The sequence below is a fragment of the Paracoccus sp. SSJ genome, from assembly GCF_030234105.1.
In the GTDB taxonomy this organism is placed as follows: Bacteria; Pseudomonadota; Alphaproteobacteria; order Rhodobacterales; family Rhodobacteraceae; genus Paracoccus; species Paracoccus denitrificans.
Window position 1 is genome coordinate 315,952 of record NZ_JASSPE010000001.1, and the last position, 18,912, is coordinate 334,863.

Consider the following 18,912-nt stretch of genomic DNA (forward strand, 5'->3'; position numbering starts at 1 on the left):
ATGACATCGCCCTTTCACGACTTCCTGCACGACATGCGTACGGCGGACATGCCGGAGCCGGTGCTGGACCTCGGCCGCCGCTGGCTTCTGGACCTGCTGGGGGTCGCGGCGGGCGGCAGCCGGACACGGCTGTCGCGCATCATCCGCGACCATGCGGCGGCGCATTTTGGCGCAGGCGGCCGCGCTGCCCCGATGCTGATGGATGGCCGCATGGTCAGCCCGGCGGGGGCGGCGCTGGCGGGTGGCATGACCATCGACGCGCTGGACGGCCATGACGGCCACAAGCTGACCAAGGGCCATGTCGGTTGCGGCAGCCTGCCCGCCCTGCTGGCGCTGATGCAGGCCGAAGGGCGGGCGGACGACCGCGAGCTTCTGGCCGGCCTGGTCATCGGGTACGAGGTCGGAACGCGCGCAGGCATCGCGCTGCACCGCACCGCCTGCGACTATCACACCTCGGGTGCCTGGATCGCGGTTGCGGCGGCGTCGCTGGGCGCGCGGGTGCTGGGACTGGACGCGGCACGGACGCGCGAGGCCGTGGGCATCGCCGAATATCACGGCCCGCGCAGCCAGATGATGCGCTGCATCGACCATCCGACCATGGTCAAGGACGGCTCGGGCTGGGGCGCGATGGCCGGGGTCTCGGCCGCCTATCTGGCGGCGGAGGGATTCACCGGCGCCCCGGCGATCACCGTCGAGGGCGCGGATGTCGCCGACCTGTGGGCCGATCTGGGCACGAACTGGCGCATCGCCGAGCAGTATTTCAAGCCCTGGCCGGTCTGCCGCTGGGCGCAGCCCTCCGTGCAGGCGGTGCTGGACCTGCGGGCGCGGCATGGCGTGACCGCCGATCAGGTCGAGCGGATCGAAATCACCACCTTTCACCAGTCCCGCCGCCTTGCCGCCCGCAATCCGGCCAGCACCGAAGAGGCGCAGTATTCCACTGCCTATCCCGCCGCCGCGGCGCTGGTGCGGGGCCGCGTCGATCCGGCGGACGTGGCCGAGGACGGCTTGGCCGACCCGCTGATCCGCAGCCTTGCCGCCGGCATGACCGTCACCGAGCGCGAGGATTTCAATGCCGCCTTCCCGGCCCGCCGGTTTGCCGATGTGCGGCTGGTGATGAAGGACGGCCGGGTGCTGGAATCCGGCCCGACCGAGGCGGCGGGCGATCCCGAGGCGCCGGCCCCGATGGATGCGGTGCGCGCCAAGTTCCGCGCCTATGCCGCGCCGGTTCTGGGCAAGGCTCGCACCGCCGATCTGGAAAGGGCGGTGGACCGGCTGGGCGACGGCGGCGGCACGACGGCGCTGTTCGGCCTGCTGGGCGCGACCTGAGCAGCGGGGTCGTGGGGCGGCTCAGGCGATGCGGCGCGACCTGGCCCGGGCAGCCCGCGCCTGTTCACGCATCTCGCTTGGGCGTATTCCATAGAACTCCTTGACCCATTTCGAGAAATGCGAGGTCGAGGCGAAGCCCGTGGCGACGGCAATGTCGATGATCGGCTGTTCGGTATAAAGCAGCATTTCGCGCGCGCGCTCGATCCGCAGCGACAGGTAATAGCGCGCCGGCGTCATGCCCAGGAAATTGCGGAAGTTGCGCTCCATCTGGCGCTCGCTGACACCCGCCAGCTCGGCCAGCCTTTCGATCTGCAACGGCGCCTCGATATTGGCCTGCATCAGCCGGATGGCCATCTGCATCGTCCCGGGCAGGGTGCCGATCTGCTCGGCCCGGCCACCCTGCTGGTTCTCGCCCGCAGCGCGCATGCGGGCATGATGGAACTGGTTGGCGACCCCGTTCGCAAGGTCGCGCCCGTGCAGGTCGGCGATGATATGCAGCATCAGGTCCATCGAGGCCGTCCCGCCCGAGCAGGTCAGCCGGTTGCGGTCGATCTCGTAAAGCGTGCCGGTGATCGGCAGGTGGGGGAAATCCTCCTCGAAGGCGGCGCGGTTTTCCCAGTGGATCGTGCAGCGATAACCGTCCAGCAACCCGGCGCGGGCAAGCAGATAGCTGGCCGTGGACAGGGCACCGATGGCCCGGCCGCGATGCGCTGCCCGCCGCAGGGCGGCAAGATAGGGGCGTTCGTCCTGCGGATCGACCCGCGCGCCGCCGCAGATGAACAGGGCATGGTTGCGCTCGATCGCCTGGTCGACATGGATCGCCGGAAAGGGAATGCCCGAGGACGGCATGACCGGCAGGCCGTCGATGCTGCACAGGTCCCAGCGGAAGACCTCGCGCCCCAGCAGGCGGTTCGCGGCGCGCAAGGGCTCGGTCGCCGAGGCAAGGCTCAGCATCGAGAGCCCCTCGATCATCAGGAAGGCGAAGCACAAGGGCTCGCCCGTGTCGTGGTAGAACATCGGCGGATCCGGGTTGCGATGCGCCATGTTGGGTCAAGCCGCCCCGCGCTTCAAGCCGCCCCGCATCCGGCCACCCGCATCAGGCCGTCGCCATCGAGGCGGGCAGCCAGCCCTGAAGCGCGTCCCAATCCGGCTCGAGCCGGCTGAAGCGGCTCAGCCGCAAGCTGGAGAGATCGGCGAAATCGCAGTGCCCCTGCATCACCAGTTGCATCAACGCCCGGCCCGAGGCGGGCGACAGGCCGAAGCCCACGCCGGAAAGCGTGGCGACGGTCAGGTTCTCCCACGGTGCCGGGCGGTCCATGACCGGGCGGCCATCGGGGGTGTTCTCGATGATGCCCGACCAGCTGCGGATGACGCGGGCATGGGCGGCCTTGGGCAGAAGCTCGGCCACGCGCCGGGCGATGCTGCCCGCCAGCGGGGTCGAGGGGCGCGGCCCGCCCGGTTGCGCCTCGGTCTCGACCCATTCATGCGGACCGCCGCCATAGGCCAGGTTGCCGCGCAGGGTCTGGCGGCCATAGAGCCCGTTGCCGTCAATCCCCCCCAGCGGCATCAGCGGCAAGGGTTCGGTGACGATCATCTCGGCGCGGGCCGCACGCATGGGGATGTCCACCTCCAGCATCGCGGCCAGCCTGCCGGTCTGCGGGCCCGCCGCGATGACCAGATGGTCGCAGCAGAAGACGCCCTTGTCGGTCTCGACCGCCGTCACCCGGTCGCCCTGTCGCCTGAAGCCGGTGGCGGTGACGTGCTGGCGCACCCGCCCGCCCCGGTCGCGCAGCGCCCAGGCATAGGCCTGCACGGTGCGGTGCGGATTCGCATGGCCGCCAAAGTGGTAATAATGCCCGGCATGGACGTTGTTCCCGGCCAGCGGCACCAGTTCGCGAACGGTCTGCGCGTCCAGATCGTCGGCGCGGAAGCCCTGCTTGCGGGCATTGGCCACGGCACGGCCGTAGAGCGTCAACTGCTCGGACGACAGCGCGATGCGGATGCGGTTCGGCCGGAACTCGGTCGGATAGCCCAGCAACTCGTCCATCATCGGCCACAGCCGCTGTTCCTCGGCGAAAAGCGGGCTGTGGTGGTGCGAGCAGCCGCCGCCATTGCGTCCCGACGCCTCCCAGCCGACGATGCCGCGTTCCAGCACCAGCACGTCGACGCCCGCCTCGGCCAGCCAGAAGGCAGTGGAAAGGCCGGTGACGCCGCCGCCGATCACGATGACCGAGGCGCCGCGCGTGTCATCATCCGAGTGGACGCCGGGGATGGGGTTATTCGCTGACATGTTCCTTCTCCGTCGCAAGCGCGGCGACCGTGTAATGTTCCTCGACATCCCAGAAGGGGATCCATTGGCGCGGCATTCCGAACCAGGAATCCCAGGCGGCGGCGATGGCGGGATCCTCGGGCATGGCGGCAGCGGCCAGGCTCATCGGCCGGACCGGGCTGCGATAGCCGGCCAGCGGCACCACCCCCAGCGACAAGTCCTCCTGCAAGGCCAGCAGCGCCTGGATCTGCTCGCGGCAGCGGCGGCCCTGGCAGGGGCCCATGCCGGCGCGGGTCAGCCGCTTGATCTGGTCGGGATCGGGCGGTCCCTCGCCCAGGATCTCGGTCAGGCTGCGCGTCAGGTTCGGCAGATGCGGCGCATTCAGATAGCGCGGCGGGCTGACATCCAGGATCTCGCGCGCCGTGACCTCCTCGCATTGGCAGACCGGCATTTCGGCGACGGCCTCCACGACCGAGGCACGAACCCAGGCCTTGCGGTATTCGCCCAGATCGGCGGCGGGGCCGGGTTGCGGTGCGACATCGGCCGGCGCGGTCGCCAGACCCAGCGCCGCCAGCGCGGCCCCGGCGGCCAGCCGGCCCTCGGCCACGGCCAGTGCCGGATCGGAGGATTTCGCGGGCCAGATGCCCGCGCAGTCACCAGCCGCGCGGATGCCGGGCAGGCTGGTCTCGCCGCCCGCACCCAGCAGGGGCACGAAGCCGCCGCGATCATTGTCGAAGGCACAGCGCGCACCGGCGGCGTGCAGCAGGTCGATCATCGGCACCGCGCCCACGCCCAGCAGGACGGAATCGCAGGCGATGGTGCGGTTCCGCAGCACCAGCCCGGTAACGCCATCCGCGTCCGAGGTAACGCCGCGCGGCGCCTCGCCGGTGACGATCTCGACCCCGGCGGCGCGGATGCGGGCCACCAGATCCTCGGGTGCGGCAGGGGCGGCGGCCTGTTCGACCACGGCGGCGATGGCGACGCCCGCACTCATCAGGTCCAGCACCGCCAGCAGCGCCTCGGGGGTCGAGCCCAGCATGACCGCCCGGCGGCTGTCCAGCGCGTTATAGAGCCGCGCCAGCACCAGCGCGGCGCCGGCACCCAGCACGCCGGGCAGGTCCCAGCCGGGAAAGGCCAGCCCCATGTCGCGCCGCCCGGTCGCCACGATGGCCTGATCGAATCCGACCAGATGGCTGCCCTGCTCCTCGTCGGCCAGACCGGCGACCAGGCCCGGTATCCAACCCAGATTGGGCTGGTTGGCGAACAGCCCCCAGCAGGCCGTGCCCAGACGGATGTCGACGCCGGCCTCGAACAGCTCTGCCAGATCGGGGCGGGCCTCCAGCATCCGTTCGGTCATCGCATTGCGGTTGCGGACGCTGCCGCCCATCCGGCCGCCCCAGATCTGCGGGACGCTTTCGCCCATCGTCTCGAAGGGCACGGGGTGTTCGTCGACCAGCATCACCTGCGCGCCGCCTTGATGCGCATGGCGGGCGGCGGCGATCCCGGCGGGGCCGGCACCGACGATCAGGATCTGGGTCCGCTCCGCGATCTCAAGGCGCTTGCCTGCGACGGATCGGGGGTCTGTATTCATCTTGCGTCCTCTGGTGACTGCATCGCGGCAGGGCCATCCTTGGTGTAAAGCCCGCCGGGTCGGCAGCAGGTTTTCGACCCGAAGGGAAAGAAATCCGACCGCGATCCGGGGTCAGGCCAGCTTGATCTCGACATCCGACGCCGCGCGGGTCGAGCAGGCCAGCACATAACCCTCGGCCGCCTCTTCCGGCGTCAGCCCGCCATTCGGCCGGCTGTCCACCCGGCCCGAGACGAGTTGCACCATGCAGGTGCCGCACATTCCTTCGCCGCAGCCGCAGGGGATGACGACCCCCTGGCGCAGACTGGCCTGCAAGAGCGTCTCGTCCGGGCGGATGCCGATGGCGCGGCCGTTCACAGTCAGGCCAAAGGCGGGGCTGTCCGGCGCGGTTTCGATCATGGGCGCGGCGGCCGGGGCGGCGGCGCCAAAGCTTTCGGTGTGGAACTGCGTCCGCACGCCACCCTCGGCGGCATGGATCAGCCGGACCTCCTGCATGAAGCCCTGCGGACCGCAGCAGAACACCTCGCGCCGGCCCAGATCGTGAATGGCGGTGGCCAGCCGGGTCCGGTCGACCCGCCCGCGATAACCGAACCAGCCCGGGGCGGCCTGGCTGACGCCGACCGCCACCGTCAGGTTGGGCATCCGGCCCTGCATCTCGGCCAGTTCGCGGGCAAAGAGGATCTCGGCCGGATTGCGTGCGGCGTGAAACCACGCAAGATCGGCCTCGGGGTCGGTTTGCGCCAGATGCCGCAGCATCGCCATCATCGGCGTGGCCCCCGATCCGCCCGAGACGAAGGCCAGCCGGTCGTTGTCGCGCAGCCCCAGCGTGAAGGCGCCGCGCGGGGGGCGGGCCTCGATGCCGCTGCCTTCGCGCAGATTTTCATGCAGCCAGCGGGTCGCGCCGCCCGGTGCCTGCGCCTTGACCGTCAGTTCAAGCTCGGCCCCCGCGCCGCCCGAGATGGTGAAGCTGCGCCAGACCGGGCCGCCCGGCAAGGGCACCTTCAGCACCAGCGCCTGACCGGGCACGAAACCTACCGGGCCGCTGTCCGCGCGCAGGCGAAAGGTCTTGACGGTGGGCGTCTCGTCGCGGACGGCGATGCAGGACAGCGACAGCAGGGCCGCCGAAGGGGCTTGCATGTCCATGCGCCTTACTCCGCCGCAATCCGCGCCTGCGGGCCGCCGGTGAAATCACCCATCTTGCCCGCATACCATTCCGAGAAATTGTTCAGCATGAATTCCGAAGGCGCATAGGGTCCGGGCCGGTAGGCGCGCGACAGGATGCCGCGATGGTTGTTCTCGGCCAACACGCGATCCTCGTCATTGGTGGCCAGCCACACTTCGGTCAGGCGTTGCAGGTCGTAATCCACGCCCTCGACCGCATCCTCGTGGACCAGCCATGTCGTGCGCACCTCGGTGCGGTTCGCCGACAGCGGCAGGACCCGGAAATGCAGGATGTGGTCGGACAGGAAGTGGTTCCAGTTGTTCGGCACCCGGAACATGCGGACCGAGCCCAGATCGGGTTCGATGAAATCGGCCAGAAGCTTGTTGCAGGCGGGCTTGCCGTCCATGGTGAAGGACAGGCAGTCCTCGTTGAAGGGCAGGCGGATGCAGCGGAACTCGACGCCGCCCTCGGCCGGCTTGTGGGGCAGGTCCAGCGCGTCCCAGCGCGCGGCCGAGCGGTCCATCAGCCCCTGGAACTGCGCCTTGGCCAGCGGGTCGTCGGGCAGGGCGAATTCGACCAGCGTCACCAGCAGTTCGGGATGGTTGCCCGCGCAGTGATAGCATTCGCGGTTGTTCTCGATCACCAGCTTCCAGTTCGCTTCCTCGACGATGGTCGAGGTGAAGGCGACCTTGGTGCGGTCGGGCATGTGCGGGGCGATATAGGGCGTGACCCCGGCGCGAAAGCGCGCCAGCAAGGGCGGCTGCTCGGCAAGACAGATATAGACCATGCCGCAGATCACCTCGACATGGACCGGGGCAAGGCCGTGTGCGGCCCTGTCGAAATCTTCGGGCATCTGGCGGGCATTGATCAGGCTGCCGTCCAGCTCGTAGACCCATTGGTGATAGGGGCAGACCAGGCGGTTCGCCCGCCCTCTCTCCTTCTGGCAGATCAGCGAGCCGCGATGGCGGCAACTGTTGTGAAAGGCCGCGATCCGGCCCTCGCGATCGCGCAGCACGACGACCGGATTGTCGCCGACCTTCAGCGTAACATAGTCGCCGGGGCGCGGAATCTCGACCACGTTGCAGGCAAAGATCCAGTCGGTTTCGAATATCGCCTGCATGTCGGCGCGAAAGATCTCGTCATCGACATAGAAGTCGCGGGGCAAGGAATGGCCGGGCCGGCGCTGGTCGAGCAAACCCGCTATCCGTTCTTTCAGCATTCTCGGTAACCTCTTGAGAAACCTTCCGATGGAGCCGCGTTTCGACGGTTTCGGGCATCTTGTCCTGCGCCGCTGGTCCGGCGCAGCAGCAATGCGACATCGGCCGTCAGCTTTCCGACGGGCCACGAGAGGGGCATCCGTTCAACGCCCCGCATGAGCCGTCCACATAGGCCAGGAGAATACCGAAGGCGATCACCGGAACATCAGAAATCGGCCGCCACCCTGATCGGAAAGGTGGCAGCTCCGTGGCGCGGTTATCCGCGCATCACCCCCGCCATTCGCATGCCGGGGGTGATCATGTTCCTAAACCCGTCGAGGCCGAAGTTCTTCAACCGCCTGCCGGATCACATCTTGGTCGAGATCAGAACAGGCCGAAAAACGACTCTCGTATTCCTCTCCCGATGACGTCACCCGGCTGTCGGCGGCGTAGGCTTACTGATCGAAAGCTTCAGCCGGTTGGCCCAGTTGAAGAAGGCGGCGGCGAAGATCAGGTCGGCAATCTCGTCATCGGCCAGACCTGTCGCGCGCAGCGCACGGATTTCGTCGGGACCGAAGGCCGAAGGGGTGCGCGTCAGCGCCGCCGCCGCATCCACCGCCGCGTCCCAGCGGGGGCTGGTCCGGGTCGCGACGCCGCCGGCCAGCAAGGCGTCGACATCCTCGGGTGCCTTCGCGTGATGCGCGGCGAAGCGGGCGTGGACCGAGGCGCAGAAAATGCAGCCGTTGAGCCGCGAGACCGTCGTTGCAGCCAGTTCGCGTTCGGCCCGCGGCAGCCCGCCATCGGTATTGTAGAAGATGTCCTTGTCGGTGCGGGTGCGGGCGCCAAGCACCTCGGGATCGCGCGCCAGAAGGGCGAAATACGGCGATTTCGCCCGGCCGCGGTCGACCAGCCCGTCATAGTGACGCTTGGTGAATTCAGCCTCGGGCAAGGGCGCGAGCCATGGCACCCAGCCCAATTCGGCACGGGTGAATTCGACGGGCTCGGCATTGTCGGGATGGGTCAGGACAGCGTCCGGCATGAAGGCACCTCAGACTCTGGAAAGAGCGCGCAGGCCGATGGCCGCGCGGATCTGGAAAGAAAGGAAGGCCACCAATTGGGACAGCGTGACCACGCCGGTCGTGCTCCAGCCCGCATCGAGCAGCGCCTGCAGCGCCCTGGGGGACGCATCGCGCGGATGGACCGCACAACCGCAAGGTCGTGCGAGACGAACAGATAGGTCAGGCCCAGGTCGCGCTGCAGGTCGTCGAGTAAGCGCAGGATCTGTGCCTGCACGGTCACGTCAAGGGCGGAAACCGCCTCGTCCAGAACCAGCACCGAGGGTTCGAGGATCAGCGCCCGGGCAAGGGCGACGCGCTGCCGCTGGCCCCCGAAAGCGCCGCCGGCTTGCGGTCGAGATGCTCGGGCGCCAGATGCACCCGCTCGATGATGGCGCGCACGCGGGTGTCGGTCTCACGGGTCGTCAGACGTTCGAAGTTGCGCGGCGGCTCGGCAAGGATGGCGCGAACGGTCTGGCGCGGATCGAGCGAGGCGAAGGGGTTCTGGTAGACGAGCTGGATCTTGCGCCGGAAACGCCGAAGATCCTCGCCCCTGAGCGCGGTCACCTCTTGCCCGTGCACCAGGATCCGACCGGCATCGGGGCGGGCCGGACGGCAGGTGCCGAAAGCGGCGGCGCGTCGGCGAGAAGGCGTTGCGTATAGGCATCGGAAGGCGCCGACAGCAGGGTGGCGACAGAACCCTGTTCCTGGACCCGCCCGCCTTTCAGCACGACGATCCGGTCGGCCCGGTCGGCTGCCACCGCCAGGTCATGGGTGACGAAAAGGACCGAGGTGCCATATTCGGCCCGCAATTCGTCGATCAGGTCCAGGATGCGCTTCTGCACCGTCACATCCAGCGCGCTGGTCGGTTCGTCGGCAATCACCAGCGCCAGCGCGACGGCGATCAGCACCCGCTGGCGCATCCCGCCGGACAGCTCGTGCGGATACTGGCGATAACGCAGCTCCGGCCGGCTCAGGCCGACATGGTCCAGCAGCGCGATCACCTCGGCCCGGATGCCCTTGCGGTCGCGACGTCCGTGCAGGCGGAAGATCTCGGATATCTGGCTGCCGATGCTGCGCGCCGGATTGAGCGAAGTCCCCGGATCCTGGGGGATCAGGCTGACAACCGAGCCGCGGATGGCATCGAAGCGACGATCCGGCCAGCGCGAGACATCCTCGCCGTTCAACTCGATCCGGCCCGATTCGACCCGGCCGTTGCCAGGCAGCAGGCCGATCACCGATTGCGCGGTCGTGGTCTTGCCGGACCCGCTTTCACCGACCAGCGCCACCACCTCGCCCGCGCCGACATCGAGATCGACCCCGTGCACCACCGGCATTCCGTCGTAGGAGACCACCAGATCCGAGATCCGCAGGACCGGCATGGCGGCACGCGCATCCTGAATAGAGATTGTCGAAGCCCTGCTCATCGCACCGCCCTTGCGACCGACCGGCCGATACGGTTCGCGGCCAGCACCGTGGCGATCACCGCCAGGCCGGGAAAGACCGTCAGCCACCAGGCCGTCATCATGTAGTTGCGCCCCTCAGCGATCAGCAGGCCCCCTTCCGGCGTCGGCGGCGGCGCGCCATAGCCGAGAAATCCCAGCGTCGAGATCTGCAGGACCGCCCAACCCAGTTGCAGCGCCGCATAGGCCAGCACCGTGGTCAGCGAATTCGGCAGCACATGGCGCCAGATCACCGCCCAGAAGCGGCCGCCCGAACCGAACGCCGCCTCGACATAATCGGCGCGGCGCACGGTCACGACCTCGGATCTTACAAGGCGCGCGAAACTGGCGATCGAGGTGATCCCCACCGCAAGGGCGACCTGCACATGACCGAAGCCCGGAATGATGATGAAGGACAGCGCCAGCAGCAGGCTTGGGATGGCAAGCATGATGTCCACGACGCGCATGAGCACGGCGTCGGTGCGCCCACCGACCGAGCCCGCCGAAACGCCGATCAGCGTGCCGAAGACAAGGCCGGTCCCGACCGCGATGAAGGCGCCCGACAGCGAATAGCGCGCGCCGTGGATGATGCGGGCCAGCACGTCGCGGCCGATCTCGTCGGTGCCAAGCCAATGGACCCCGCCGGGAGCCTTGAGCTGGTTGCCCGGCACGCCGGTCACGCCGCTGAACCCCGTGAACAGCCCCGGCGCCAGCGCCCATGCAAGGACCACGGCCAGCACCAGCCAGGCCAACGCAAGCCCCGGCTGCATCCTGCGCAGGCGCGGCCGGCGCGCCCCGTGCGGGGGCCAGCCCGGAGAATGGCCGGTCGTTTCCACGATATCGGTCATGCAGGCATCCTCCCGCCCTGGCGCAGGCGCGGATCGAAAAGCGGGTAGAGAAGGTCGACGACCAGGTTGATCGCCACGAAGCCGAGAGCCGCGAGCACCGCCACCGCCTGCAGCACCGCCGAATCCTGAAACCGCACCGACTGCTCGGCCAGCCGGCCAAGGCCGTTGAGGCCGGAGACGGTTTCGGTGATGACCGCGCCAGCCAGAAGTTCGCCAAACAGGACGCCGCCGATGGTCAGCACCGGCAGGATGGCATTGCCAAAGACATGGTGCAGCAGGACCTGCCGATACGAAGCACCCTTGGCCCGGGCGACGGCGACGAAGGGGCTGGTGGCGACGGCATCGATATTGCGGATCAGGATCTGCGCGAGCGGTGCCGCAATCGGCACGGATATCGCCAGCACTGGCAGGATCACCCGTTCCCAAGGCCCCGGCGCGATGACCGAGATCCAGCCGAGCTTGAAGGAAAAGACCTGGATAAGCACGATACCCAGCCAGAAGACCGGAATCGAGATCATCAATCCGGCAAGGCGGCGAAAGCTCCGCGCAGCCAACGCAAGGGCGTCAGCGTCGCCGCCAGCGCAATGAGGCCAGCCCCCACGATCGCCGCGGAAAACGCCAGACCGCCCAGCCATAAGGTCGAGGGCAGATTGGTGCGTATCTCGGTCAGGCCCGGGACGCCGGTATGGATGGAGTGCCCGATATCGCCGGTCAGGAACCCCGCCGGCGTGCGCAGGTAGCGGATCAGCACCGAATCGTCGGCACCGTAGAACTCGCGGATGCGCATCACCGCTTCGGGGCTCAGGCCAAGATCGCCGCCGACGAAGCGGATCAGCACCGCATCGCCCGGCATCAGTTGCAACAGGACGAAGGCGATGGCGAACGCAGCCCAAAGAACCACGATCGCCTGACCTGTCCGACCCAGAGCATATCGTGCCATGCCAACTCCTTCGACACGCCGGTGGCGCAAAGCGTCCGGGGCTTGTCCTGCACGGCGGATATGCGGTCCTCGTGGCCCGGCGCCGCGCTGTCTGATGCCCCTTATGCGCCGTGGTCCGGGCGTGACGGCTGCGCCCTGCGCCTGCGAGCGGGGCAAGCCGTGGATGGGGCCTTGCCCCATATGCGCTAACTTAAGGTAATGCCTTACGGATATGGACCCAGTCTGAGATGATTTGGCGATGTCTCGGTGCCCTGATTGCAAGTTTGGTTGGCGTTGGAGGCTCGCGGACGGTCAACTGAAATGCGGCCGTCGCTGGCGTGAGAAGACGCTTTGGAATGCCTCGCGGCTCGACAGCCGGGTGAAGACGGAACTGGTTCAGCGTTTCGTGTGGGGTGTGCCGGTCTACCGCCAGCGCTTCTCACTCGTGGCCAGCCGACCGGCGACGGAGCGGTTCTATCGTCTGATCCGAATGGCGGTGGCCCATGCCGAGCAGTTGCGCGATGCCTTCGAAGGCAACCTCGAATGCGACGAGACGACCTTCGGCGGGGCTCGCAAAGGCAAGCGCGGCTGGGGTGCTGCCGGAAAGGTCATCGTCTTCGGCATCGTCAAGCGAAACGGGCTGGTGAAGGCCCAGCCGATCCCGGCACACGACCGCGCCTCGATCATGAAGGTGATCCAGGCTGAGAGCCGCGAGGGCTCTCTCTACTACTACACCGACGAGTGGCAGGCCTCTGCCACCCTGCGCCTGCGCGGCGACCATGTCGTCATCCGCAAGCAGAAGGGCCGGCCGCTCGGACGCGACCACGTCAACGGCATCGAGGGCTTCTGGTCTTATGCGAAGAACTGGCTCTATCCATATCGTGGCGTGCCGAAAAAGTTCTTCCATCTCTACCTCGGTGAAACCTGCTATCGGTTCAATCACCGCAACGAGGACCTCAAGCCCTTGCTCATCAAGCTCATCAAGACAACAGCCGTCCAAATCGGTGGCGGTAATCCGGTCCAGATCCGATAGATATTACCAATATAGTTATCGGTTTAGCAGGTTGCTGAAAAATTCAGCGCTCGACCTGCGATGCCGAACATGATTCATCCTGCGCAGGTCGATGGGGGTGATAAAGATGCGCGGGACGGACGAAGCAAGTGGATCGTTGTTCAGCTATGTCGACCTCGAGGCCCGCATTCCCGCGGGCCACCCGTGAGCAGATGCAGTATAACCTGCTGTTCCGCTGGTTCGTCGGTCTCGGGATCGATGATCCGGTCTGGGTGCCCACGGTCTTCACCAAGAACCGCGACCGGCTGCTGAGCACCGACATGTCGCGCAAGATCATGGCCGCAATCTTGGCGCACCGCCAGGTGGCGCCGCTGCTGTCGGATGGCCCCTTCTCGGTCGATGGCACGCTGGTGAATGCCTGGGCCTCGATGAAGAGCGTCCAGCCGCGGGCGGACCAGACCCTGCCGGATGACGATCCGGAAGACCCGCCCGGACCGGATGCCCCCGCCGCAGATCCAACCGCCCCGACCGCAACCGAGACCGATCCGATGCCGCGCAAATCCCGCCACAGCCGCAATGCCGAGGTCGACTTCCGGGGACAGAAGCGGACGAACGCCAGCCATGGCTCGACCACCGATCCCGACGCACGGCTCTACAGGAAATCCCCCGGCACCGGGACGATGCTGTGCTTCATCGGACATGCCCTGATGAAGAACCGGTCGGGCCTGACGTTCAAGACGCTCAATCTGCTTGTGCGGCAGCGAACGCAGGCGATCTCGGCGCTGCGGGGTCATCTGGCGGAGTACGGCCTGATTGCCCCGCAGGGACCGGCGCATTCGGCACGCCTGAAGTATGCGCTCGAACAGTCTGGTTCCGAACTGCCCGAAGCTGTCATCGAGATCGGGATGGAACTGCTGTCGCACATCGAGGCTCTGGAGGTGCGGATCGACGGTCTGAGCGCACGCCTTCGCGCCGAAGCGCGGCAGGATGAGATGGCGCGGCGCCTGATGACGATCCCAGGCGTGGGGCCAGTTTGCGCCGTGGCCCTTGCGGCACTGGCCCCACCGGTCGAGAGCTTCTCGAAAGGCCGGGACTTCGCGGCCTGGATCGGGCTCGTGCCACGGCAGAACTCGTCTGGCGGCAAGACCCGGCTGGGGCGGACTTCGAAGATGGGACAGCGCGACCTGCGTCGCCTGCTCATCATCGGGGCCACGTCTGTCGTGTGCTGGCGGGCTCGGCACGGCGCGCCCGCGGGATCGTGGATAGCGCGGATGCTGGCGACGAAGCCAAAGATGCTGGTTGCCGTGGCGCTGGCCAACAAAATCGCCCGCGTCGCCTGGGCGTTGATGCGCGGCGATGGGGTGTATCGGGCTCCGGCCACCGCTTGACGACAGACGGACCGGCCGGGGACCGTCGGAGGGTGTGAACGGTCGACCGGAGGTTATGGACTAAGATCGAGAAGGCGGGATTGGGCAAACCATCAGACCGGACAGCGCCTCGAGCGCGGGTAAGCGTTCTGGACCCGATCCCCTGGCTCCATAAGGGCCTGCGGCGCACGGAAAGCCGCATCACGAGGCCGGATACACGTCGGAACCCGATCACCCGCCCAAACCGCCAAAATACTGCTTGCATCTGAAGGGACGTCCATACACGTCCGGCCTGACCGCTCTGCCTCGGGATGAGAGATCCATCGCCAGCGCAAAGGCGCGATCCGGCAGCTCGATCCGGCGCACGAGACGCAGATCCTCGTGATCCAGGGCATATACCGCGCCCATCGAGCCGTCGTCGAGGGCCGGCGACGAGGCGACGAATACCAGCCCCAACTCGGAGGCATGCACGATCTCATAGGCGCCGGGGACAAGATCCTGGCGCACGACCTGCCCGGCATGGTCCGAGACCGGCACAAGCGGCGCTTCGGCAAGAAGCGGGGCGGGCAGCATGCAGAGCACGGCAAGCGCGATGCGACGTGACAGGCGAAGAAACTGGTCGTTCATGGGAAAGCTTCCTTGATCGGGTGATGTGTCCCCTTGGCGGCAAGGGGACACCGAACGCTCAGAACCGATAATCCAGGCTCAGCGTGGCATTGCGCGGCGCGCCGTAATTGCCGGTGGCATAGGTCTCGTCGATCGAGGCGAGGTATTTCCGGTCGAACAGGTTCTCGATGTTCAGGCTGACGCTCATGCCGTTCTCGAAATCATAGCGCCCCATCAGCCCGACGACCGCATAGGAGCTTTGCCGTGCCGTCCCGGTGACCGGCCAGACCCAGGTGTTCTCGATGGCGCTTTGCCAGCGCAGGCTGGCGCCCAAGGTCAGCGGCATGGATTCGAACGCATAGATCCCCGACAGCTTGACCGAATGGCGCGGGGTGACGGTCGAGATGCGCTGGCCGTCGCCGTCCTCGGCATCGGTCCAGGCATAGCTTGCCGCAAGCTGGATGTTCGGGCGAACCTCGCCCGCCAGTTCCATCTCGAAGCCCTTGGTCCGGGTGCCGTCGATGGACATGTAGGGGTTCGAGCCGTCGGGCAACTGATAGCTGACGCTGCGGTCGCGGACCGGCAGGTTGTCCTGTTCCAGCAGATAGACCGCCGCCGCAAGGTTCAGCCGGTCGCCGGCAAGGCTGGCCTTCGTGCCCAGCTCGTAATTCGAGCCGGTGGTCGGTTCGACGATCCTGTTGTCCTTGTCGCGATAGCTGGCCTGCTTGAAGACCCGGGTATAGCTGGCATAGACCGACCAGTCCTCGTTCAGGTCATAGGTCAGCCCGGCATAGGGGATCCATTCGCCGTTGCGGCTGATCTGCTGATGCGTAGTCGTGCCGCTGCTGCGGCTGTCGGTGATATAGTCGTAGTCGTACCAGACCACACGCGCGCCGGCGATCAGGTTCAGCCGGTCGGTCAGGCCGAAGCGGCCCGAGCCATAAGCCGCGACCTGGTCGATCTTGGTATTGCTGACATAGCTGACATAGCCGGCCTGCTGGACCAGGTTCGGCACATGCCCGTCCCAGTCGAAGATCGAGCCGGTGATCGGCTGATAGTCGATATCGGTCCCGTCGAAGGCCGAATAGGCCTTGTGGTTGTCCTTGCCCCAGTTGCCGGTGATGCCGAAGCGCAGGTCATGGCTGCGGCCCCCCAGCTCGACCGGGCCCGAGGCGGTCAGCGACAGCGCGGTCTGCTCGGTATCGGTATCGGCATAGCCACCCACGGTCTGCACGCCGAAGCCCTGCGGATCGGGCGAGCCCCAGGAGGCCGAGGCCAGATAGCCCTTGCGCTCGGCCTTGTAGACGGACAGATCGCCCACCGCCTGCCAGCCGGCGCCGAAGTCCTGGGCATAGCGCAGGAACAGGGTCTGCGTGGTCTGGGTCAGCGGCAGATTGCCGCCGCCGGCATTGGTGTGAATGTCGTAATCCAGCTGCGAGCCGTCATTCGCGATCAGCGGCAGGCCACCGAACTGGTGGTTGCGGGTGCGATTGCGCTGGAAATCATAGCCCGCCGTCAGCGTGCCGGCATCGCCGACATCGGCCTCGACCACGCCGTAGAGCACGGTCTTGCGCCGCTCGTAACGGTCCAGCCAGGAATCGCCCTGCTCATGCGCCGCCACGAACCGGCCCCGGATCGAGGCATCGGCGTTCAGCGGGCCGCTGATGTCCAGGTCGCTGCGCAACGTATTCCAGCTTCCGGCCGAAAAGCGCAGCCGGGCCTGCGGCGCCGAGGTCGGCGTCTTGCGCACCATGTTGATGACGACCGAGGGATCGCCCGCCCCGGCCATCAGCCCGGTGGCGCCGCGCAGCACCTCGACGCGGTCATAGATCGCGGTATCGGCGATGCTGGGGCCGGAGCCATACTGGATGCGATACCAGACCGGCAGGCCGTCGACCATGTAGGTCGGGCTGGAAAAGCCGCGCGCATAGACGCTGCGCCGCTCGGTATCCATCGGCATGACGGTAATGCCGGTGGTATCCTCCAGCACCTCGGAAATGCTGCGCTGGTTGCGGTCGTCCATCTTTTGCCGGGTGGCGACGCTGATCGATTGCGGGGTTTCCTTCATGGTCAGCGGCAGGCCGGTCGCCACCGTGGTCAGGCCGGTCGTATAGCTGCCGATGCCTTCGGTCACCGCGCCGCCCGCGTCCAGCCGGATCTCGTCCAGCACGACGGTATTGGCGTCGGATTCGACGGCGGCAGCGGCCGGGGCCGTCAGCGAGATCGATTGCGGCGAGTTCACCCGGAAGCCCAGCCCCGAGCCTTGCAGCAATTGCTCCAGCGCAGCGCTGGTGATCATCCGGCCGCTGACGCCGGGGCTTTGGCGGCCCTGCACCAGGGCGGTGTCGTAAAGCACCTGCACCCCGGCCTCGCGCGCGAAACGCAAAAGCGCGCCGTTCAGGCTTTGCGCCGGAATGTCGAAGGCCCGGGTCTGCGCAGCCTCCTGCGCCACGGCGACGGGCCCATGCGCCGCGACAAGCCCGGCGCCGCCAAGTGCCGCGATCAGGGCGATACGGCTGATTTGCGTCTTCATTTTCCCTCTCCGATATCTGGCCCTCTGCGGGGCGGGTTCAGGAAAAGGACGAATCCGGCATCCGATCCGGTAATGCCGGGCGCTTTTTTTTGCGAATGTCAGTAAAGCACCGTCACCAGCGGCGGCACCGACAGGCGGCGCAGGCCAAGCTCGGCCGCGATCCGGTCCACCGCCCGGCCGATGTCGTCGGTATGGAACACGCCGCTGACCCGGCGCCCGGCCAGATCCCCGCCACGCAGGACGATGCGGCCGTGGCGATAGCGGTTCAGCTCTCGCACCACCTCGCCCAGCGGCCGGTCGTCAAAGACCAGCTCGCCCGAACGCCAGGCATTGGCGAAATCCACGTTGCGCGGCGCAGGGGCGGGAATGGCATCGGGCCGGGCATCGACACCCATCCCCTCGGCCAGCACGACCGGCGGCGCGGCGCCCGAGACCGGCTCGACCCGCACGCTGTGCTCGGCGACCAGCACCGCGACATCGCCGTCCTGCAAATCGACCGAGAACTGCGTGCCCAATGCGGTGATGCGGATGCCGCGCGCCTCGACCACGAAGGGGCGGCCTTGTTGTCGGGCCGAGGGCTCTGCGGTGAAATAGGCGCTGCCTTCCAGCAGCCGGACAAGGCGGCGGGTGCCGTCGTAATCCACCGCCAGCGCCGAACCCGAGGAAAGCTCGACCCGGCTGCCGTCCCGAAGCATGACCGCAAGATTTTCCCCCACCGCCGCGACATGATCCGCCTGCAACCGGATGCGCAGATCGTCCTGCCAGAACCAAAGCGCGAATCCGGCGGCAAGTGCGACCATGGCAAGCATGCCGCGCCCGCAGCGGCGCCCGGGGTTCGCGTCCCCCTGCGCGATCAGGCCCAGTTCCTGCCATACCCGTTGCGCGTCGTCGAAAGCGTCGCGATGTGCGGGATCCCGGTCCAGCCAGTCGTGAAAGGCATTTCGTGCCTGGTCCGTCACCTGGGGGTCGGCCAGCCGGATCACCCATTCCGCCGCCTCGGCCTCGATATCCTCGCCAGGCCGCAAGCCGTCGCTGGATTGCCCGTTCATCAGCCGTCCTCGTATTCCCGCAACCGGCGCGTCACCGCGAGCAGCGCCCGCGCCAGATGCTTCTGCACCGAACTTTCCGACAGTTCCATATGCCGCGCCACCTCGCGATAGCTAAGCCGCTGGATGCGGTGCAGAACGAAGATCCGCTGCGTCTTGTCGGGCAGCGCGGCCAGCGCCCGCAGGAATACCTTCAGCCGCTCGCGGTCGATCATCCAGCGCTCCTGCCCCGGCCGCGGGTCGGCGATGGCGGCAAGGACATGATCGCCCGGCATGTCGGTCCGGCGCCGCTTTTGCAGCCGCAAGTGGTCGACAGCGATGTTGCGGGCGATGCGATACAGATAGCCGCGCAGGTTTTCCGGCCTGCCGCCGGATTGCAGCGCGGTGCAGCAACGCAGGAACGCGTCCTGCGTCAGATCCTCGGCAAGATCCGGGTCGCGCAGCATCCGGGCCAGATATGAGCTGACATCCCCCCGATGGGTGCAGAACAACCAATCGATGCCCGTCCGTTCCACCTTGCCCGCCCCATGCCGCTGCCGATCG

16 protein-coding genes and 3 pseudogenes are annotated in these 18,912 nt (G+C 67.4%); 4 read left to right on the forward strand and 15 right to left on the reverse strand.

Annotation, left to right across the window (positions count from 1 at the left end):
- The gene (locus tag QPR87_RS01485; RefSeq protein ID WP_285047923.1) at positions 1-1,326 is read left to right on the forward strand and encodes an MmgE/PrpD family protein; all 1,326 of its coding nucleotides are present in this window, start codon (positions 1-3) and stop codon (positions 1,324-1,326) included.
- 21 nt (positions 1,327-1,347) lie between these two features.
- Here the strand turns inward: QPR87_RS01485 and QPR87_RS01490 are convergent, their stop codons facing one another.
- From QPR87_RS01490 to QPR87_RS01545, 11 genes and pseudogenes are all read right to left on the reverse strand, one after another.
- Positions 1,348-2,343: a GlxA family transcriptional regulator gene (locus QPR87_RS01490; RefSeq protein ID WP_285047924.1), complete on the reverse strand. Its 996-nt coding sequence runs from the start codon at positions 2,341-2,343 to the stop codon at positions 1,348-1,350.
- 79 nt (positions 2,344-2,422) lie between these two features.
- Positions 2,423-3,616 (reverse strand): NAD(P)/FAD-dependent oxidoreductase, encoded by a 1,194-nt coding sequence (locus QPR87_RS01495; RefSeq protein ID WP_285047926.1) that lies wholly within the window; start codon positions 3,614-3,616, stop codon positions 2,423-2,425.
- Positions 3,603-5,186, reverse strand: coding sequence for an NAD(P)/FAD-dependent oxidoreductase (locus QPR87_RS01500; RefSeq protein ID WP_285047927.1), 1,584 nt, complete (start codon positions 5,184-5,186; stop codon positions 3,603-3,605). The genes QPR87_RS01495 and QPR87_RS01500 overlap by 14 nt, the downstream gene beginning before the upstream one ends.
- 111 nt (positions 5,187-5,297) lie before the next feature.
- Positions 5,298-6,326: an FAD-binding oxidoreductase gene (locus QPR87_RS01505; protein WP_285047929.1), complete on the reverse strand. Its 1,029-nt coding sequence runs from the start codon at positions 6,324-6,326 to the stop codon at positions 5,298-5,300.
- Positions 6,327-6,331: 5 nt separating this feature from the next.
- Positions 6,332-7,564, reverse strand: coding sequence for an aromatic ring-hydroxylating oxygenase subunit alpha (locus tag QPR87_RS01510; protein WP_285047930.1), 1,233 nt, complete (start codon positions 7,562-7,564; stop codon positions 6,332-6,334).
- Between the two features lie 407 nt (positions 7,565-7,971).
- Positions 7,972-8,580: an alkylhydroperoxidase domain protein gene (locus tag QPR87_RS01515; protein WP_285047931.1), complete on the reverse strand. Its 609-nt coding sequence runs from the start codon at positions 8,578-8,580 to the stop codon at positions 7,972-7,974.
- Positions 8,562-9,178, reverse strand: a pseudogene (locus tag QPR87_RS23590) (ATP-binding cassette domain-containing protein). Before QPR87_RS23590 ends, QPR87_RS01515 begins: the two are co-directional and overlap by 19 nt.
- Complete coding sequence (locus QPR87_RS01530) at positions 9,160-10,023, reverse strand: ABC transporter ATP-binding protein (protein ID WP_285047934.1); 864 nt, start codon at positions 10,021-10,023, stop codon at positions 9,160-9,162. The pseudogene QPR87_RS23590 and the gene QPR87_RS01530 overlap by 19 nt, the downstream one beginning before the upstream one ends.
- A complete protein-coding gene (locus QPR87_RS01535; protein WP_285047935.1) occupies positions 10,020-10,886 on the reverse strand; it encodes an ABC transporter permease in 867 nt (288 codons plus the stop codon). The genes QPR87_RS01530 and QPR87_RS01535 overlap by 4 nt, the downstream gene beginning before the upstream one ends.
- Positions 10,883-11,404, reverse strand: coding sequence for an ABC transporter permease (locus tag QPR87_RS01540; protein ID WP_285047937.1), 522 nt, complete (start codon positions 11,402-11,404; stop codon positions 10,883-10,885). The genes QPR87_RS01535 and QPR87_RS01540 overlap by 4 nt, the downstream gene beginning before the upstream one ends.
- Positions 11,404-11,826 carry an ABC transporter permease family protein gene (locus tag QPR87_RS01545; RefSeq protein WP_285047938.1) on the reverse strand — a complete coding sequence of 141 codons (423 nt, stop codon included), beginning with the start codon at positions 11,824-11,826 and terminating at the stop codon, positions 11,404-11,406. The genes QPR87_RS01540 and QPR87_RS01545 overlap by 1 nt, the downstream gene beginning before the upstream one ends.
- Before the next feature lie 358 nt (positions 11,827-12,184).
- On the opposite strand from QPR87_RS01545, the gene QPR87_RS01550 reads away from it, so the two are divergent.
- The 3 genes and pseudogenes from QPR87_RS01550 to QPR87_RS01560 all read left to right on the forward strand — a co-directional run.
- Positions 12,185-12,838 carry an IS1595 family transposase gene (locus tag QPR87_RS01550; RefSeq protein WP_285047939.1) on the forward strand — a complete coding sequence of 218 codons (654 nt, stop codon included), beginning with the start codon at positions 12,185-12,187 and terminating at the stop codon, positions 12,836-12,838.
- A gap of 106 nt (positions 12,839-12,944) precedes the next feature.
- Positions 12,945-13,545 (forward strand): annotated as a pseudogene (locus QPR87_RS01555) (transposase); the annotation flags it as partial.
- Positions 13,546-13,623: 78 nt separating this feature from the next.
- Positions 13,624-14,205 (forward strand): annotated as a pseudogene (locus QPR87_RS01560) (IS110 family RNA-guided transposase); the annotation flags it as partial.
- A gap of 210 nt (positions 14,206-14,415) precedes the next feature.
- Here QPR87_RS01560 and QPR87_RS01565 read toward each other — a convergent pair.
- From QPR87_RS01565 to QPR87_RS01580, 4 genes are all read right to left on the reverse strand, one after another.
- Complete coding sequence (locus tag QPR87_RS01565; protein ID WP_285047941.1) at positions 14,416-14,811, reverse strand: hypothetical protein; 396 nt, start codon at positions 14,809-14,811, stop codon at positions 14,416-14,418.
- A gap of 58 nt (positions 14,812-14,869) precedes the next feature.
- A complete protein-coding gene (locus tag QPR87_RS01570; protein ID WP_285047943.1) occupies positions 14,870-17,323 on the reverse strand; it encodes a TonB-dependent siderophore receptor in 2,454 nt (817 codons plus the stop codon).
- Between the two features lie 98 nt (positions 17,324-17,421).
- Positions 17,422-18,372 (reverse strand): FecR family protein, encoded by a 951-nt coding sequence (locus QPR87_RS01575; RefSeq protein ID WP_285047944.1) that lies wholly within the window; start codon positions 18,370-18,372, stop codon positions 17,422-17,424.
- Positions 18,372-18,884 (reverse strand): RNA polymerase sigma factor, encoded by a 513-nt coding sequence (locus tag QPR87_RS01580; RefSeq protein ID WP_285047945.1) that lies wholly within the window; start codon positions 18,882-18,884, stop codon positions 18,372-18,374. The genes QPR87_RS01575 and QPR87_RS01580 overlap by 1 nt, the downstream gene beginning before the upstream one ends.
- Positions 18,885-18,912 lie beyond the last annotated feature (28 nt).

Excerpts from the sequence above, each read along its gene's own strand:
- QPR87_RS01530 (WP_285047934.1), bottom strand. The coding sequence starts at position 10,023 with ATGAGCAGGGCTTCGACAATCTCTATTCAGGATGCGCGTGCCGCCATG.
- QPR87_RS01485 (WP_285047923.1), top strand. The coding sequence starts at position 1 with ATGACATCGCCCTTTCACGACTTCCTGCACGACATGCGTACGGCGGAC.
- QPR87_RS01535 (WP_285047935.1), bottom strand. The coding sequence starts at position 10,886 with ATGACCGATATCGTGGAAACGACCGGCCATTCTCCGGGCTGGCCCCCG.
- QPR87_RS01490 (WP_285047924.1), bottom strand. The coding sequence starts at position 2,343 with ATGTTCTACCACGACACGGGCGAGCCCTTGTGCTTCGCCTTCCTGATG.
- QPR87_RS01545 (WP_285047938.1), bottom strand. The coding sequence starts at position 11,826 with ATGGCACGATATGCTCTGGGTCGGACAGGTCAGGCGATCGTGGTTCTT.
- QPR87_RS01515 (WP_285047931.1), bottom strand. The coding sequence starts at position 8,580 with ATGCCGGACGCTGTCCTGACCCATCCCGACAATGCCGAGCCCGTCGAA.
- QPR87_RS01500 (WP_285047927.1), bottom strand. The coding sequence starts at position 5,186 with ATGAATACAGACCCCCGATCCGTCGCAGGCAAGCGCCTTGAGATCGCG.
- QPR87_RS01505 (WP_285047929.1), bottom strand. The coding sequence starts at position 6,326 with ATGGACATGCAAGCCCCTTCGGCGGCCCTGCTGTCGCTGTCCTGCATC.
- QPR87_RS01565 (WP_285047941.1), bottom strand. The coding sequence starts at position 14,811 with ATGAACGACCAGTTTCTTCGCCTGTCACGTCGCATCGCGCTTGCCGTG.
- QPR87_RS01570 (WP_285047943.1), bottom strand. The coding sequence starts at position 17,323 with ATGAAGACGCAAATCAGCCGTATCGCCCTGATCGCGGCACTTGGCGGC.
- QPR87_RS01495 (WP_285047926.1), bottom strand. The coding sequence starts at position 3,616 with ATGTCAGCGAATAACCCCATCCCCGGCGTCCACTCGGATGATGACACG.
- QPR87_RS01540 (WP_285047937.1), bottom strand. The coding sequence starts at position 11,404 with ATGATCTCGATTCCGGTCTTCTGGCTGGGTATCGTGCTTATCCAGGTC.
- QPR87_RS01510 (WP_285047930.1), bottom strand. The coding sequence starts at position 7,564 with ATGCTGAAAGAACGGATAGCGGGTTTGCTCGACCAGCGCCGGCCCGGC.
- QPR87_RS01575 (WP_285047944.1), bottom strand. The coding sequence starts at position 18,372 with ATGAACGGGCAATCCAGCGACGGCTTGCGGCCTGGCGAGGATATCGAG.